Here is a 3105-nt window from a genome sequence, read left to right on the forward strand (position 1 = left end):
ACCAAGTTCGCCGACGAATGGCTCGCCCCCCACCCCGGCACCGACGGCGCCCTCGCCCAGGCCATGGGCCACGTCATTCTCACCGAGCACTACGCGCAGCGCCGCACCCCGCAGTTCGCGGAGTACGCGGCGCGTTTCACCGACCTCCCGCACCTCGTCGTCCTCGACGAGCACGACGACGGTTCGGGGTCGGGCGCGGCGTACGTGCCTGGGAAGTTCCTCACCGCGGCGGACCTGCCCGACGGCGTCGGCCGCCCCGGCGACGACGACGCGGGCTCGGCGAACGCGCGTTTCAAGACCGTCGTGCTCGACGCGGACGGCACGCCGCGCGTCCCGCACGGCAGCCTCGGCCACCGCTACGGCGAGGCCGACGCCGGGCGGTGGAACCTCGACCTCGGCGACATCGACCCCCTCCTGTCCGTCGCCGACCCGCACGGCGTCTTCTTCCGGAACCCGACGGCCGCGCAGACCGGGGACGGGACGGGCACCGGGGCGTACGAGACGGTCGCCGTCGCGCTCCCGCGGTTCGACCTCGACCCGGCGCCGGGCGACGACGCAGGTGCGCACCTGGGTGGCGCGGGCGTCGTCGTGCGCGGTGTCCCCGCCCGGCGGCTCGGCGGGCGGCTCGTGACGACGGTGCTGGACCTGCTGCTCGCGCAGTACGGCGTGAACCGCCCGGAGCTCGCCCTGCCCGGCGAGTGGCCCGCGGGCTACGACGACGACGCGACGCCCGCGACGCCGGCGTGGCAGGAGCGGTTCACAGGCGTCCCGGCCGCGGCGGCCGAGCGGATCGGGCGCGAGTTCGCGCAGAACGCGCTCGACTCGGGCGGGCGCTCGATGATCATCATGGGCGCCGGGACCAACCACTGGTTCCACTCGGACACGATCTACCGGGCGATGCTCGCGCTGACGACGCTCACCGGCTGCCAGGGCGTGAACGGCGGCGGCTGGGCGCACTACGTGGGCCAGGAGAAGTGCCGCCCCGTGACGGGGTGGGCCCAGTACGCGGGCGGTCTCGACTGGTCACGACCGCCACGCCAGATGATCGGCACCGCGTTCTGGTACCTGGCGACGGACCAGTGGCGCTACGACGGCCTGCCCGCGGACGCGCTCGCGTCGCCGCTCGCGCAGGGCCAGTTCTCGGGCCGCACGACGGCGGACACGCTCGTGGAGTCGGCGCAGCGTGGCTGGATGCCGAGCTACCCGACGTTCGACCGCAACCCGCTCGACCTCGTGGACGAGGCGCGCGCGGCGGGCAAGGAGCCGGCGCAGCACGTCGTCGACGAGCTGAAGGCCGGGACCCTCCGGTTCGCGTGCGAGGACCCCGACGACCCGGTGAACTTCCCGCGCGTCGTCACGGTGTGGCGCGCGAACATCCTGGGCTCGTCGGGCAAGGGGAACGAGTACTTCCTGAGGCACCTGCTGGGGACGGACGCGGCGGTCAACGCCGCGGAGTCCGGTCCCGAGCGGCGCCCGCGGTCGATGACGTGGCGGGACGAGGCGCCCCGGGGGAAGCTCGACCTGCTCGTCACGCTCGACTTCCGGATGACGTCGACGACGCTGTTCTCGGACGTGGTGCTCCCCGCCGCGACCTGGTACGAGAAGCACGACCTGTCCTCGACGGACATGCACCCGTTCGTGCACTCGTTCAACCCGGCGATCGACCCGCCGTGGCAGACGCGCACCGACTTCGACATCTTCCACACGCTCGCGGGCAAGGTGTCCGAGCTCGCGGTGACGCACCTCGGGGTGCGGGAAGACCTTGTCGCGGCCCCGCTCGCGCACGACACCCCGGACGAGATGGCGGTGCCGCACGGCGCGCTCACCGACGCGGGGCAGCCGGTCACCGAGCGGGACCTCGTGCCGGGCGTGACGATGCCGAAGCTCGTGGTCGTCGAGCGCGACTACCCGGCGTTCGCGGCGCGCATGGCCGCGCTCGGCCCGCTCACGGAGAAGGCCGGCATGGTGACGAAGGGCGTGCAGTTCTCGCCCGCGCCGGAGGTCGCGGACCTCGGCCGACGCAACGGCCTCGTGCCGGACGGCCCCGCTGCGGGCCGCCCGCGCCTCGACCGCGACACGCACGCGTGCGAGATGATCCTCGCCCTCTCGGGGACGACGAACGGCCGGCTCGCCGTCCAGGGGTTCGAGCACGTGGAGCAGCGCACGGGCACGCGGCTCGCGGACCTCGCGCTCGACGAGCAGGGCAAGCGGGTCACGTTCCCGGACGTGCAGTCGCGCCCGACGCCGGTCATCACCTCGCCCGAGTGGTCGGGCTCCGAGCACGGGGGGCGCCGGTACTCGGCGTTCGTCGTCAACGTGGAGCGGCTCAAGCCGTGGCACACGCTCACGGGTCGGCAGCACTTCTACCTCGACCACGACTGGATGATCGAGCTCGGCGAGCACCTGCCGGTCTTCCGCCCGCCGCTCGACATGCACCGGCTCTTCGGCGACTCGCCGGTCGTGGGCGACACGTCGCCGTCGGGCTACCCGGGGGCGAGCGGCCACGCCGAGGTCGCCGTGCGGTACCTGACGCCGCACAACAAGTGGTCGATCCACTCCGAGTACCAGGACAACCTGTTCATGCTGTCGCTCTCGCGCGGCGGGCCGGGCATCTGGATGAGCCCGGCCGACGCGGCGAAGATCGGCGTCGCGGACAACGAGTGGATCGAGGCGTACAACCGCAACGGCGTCGTGGTGGCGCGCGCGATCGTCAGCCACCGCATGCCCGAGGGCACGGTCTACATGTTCCACGCGACGGACCGCACGATCGACGTCCCGCTCGCCGAGACGTCGGGCCTGCGCGGCGGCATCCACAACTCGCTCACGCGCATCCTGCTCAAGCCGACGCATCTCGCGGGCGGGTACGCGCAGCTGTCGTACGCGTTCAACTACCTCGGGCCCACGGGGAACCAGCGCGACGAGATGACCGTCATCCGGCGCCGGAGCCAGGAGGTGCGGTACTCGTGACCGGGTCAGGGGCAGCAGGCGGCCGCGGGCCGACCGGCCGAAAGGGGGTGGCGTCGTGCGCGTGATGGCGCAGATGTCGATGGTGATGAACCTGGACAAGTGCATCGGGTGTCACACGTGCTCGGTGACGTGCAAGCA

At 72.7% G+C, this 3105-nt stretch carries 1 protein-coding gene; it reads left to right on the forward strand.

The annotated features are described in order from the left end of the window. Window positions 1–2967: molybdopterin-dependent oxidoreductase (locus tag GYH36_RS18955; RefSeq protein WP_162290682.1), on the forward strand; the 2967-nt coding region annotated here is incomplete at its 5' end. Between the last annotated feature and the right edge of the window lie 138 nt (window positions 2968–3105).

This window comes from Cellulosimicrobium composti (assembly GCF_010287905.1).
Taxonomy (GTDB): Bacteria; Actinomycetota; Actinomycetes; order Actinomycetales; family Cellulomonadaceae; genus Cellulosimicrobium; species Cellulosimicrobium composti.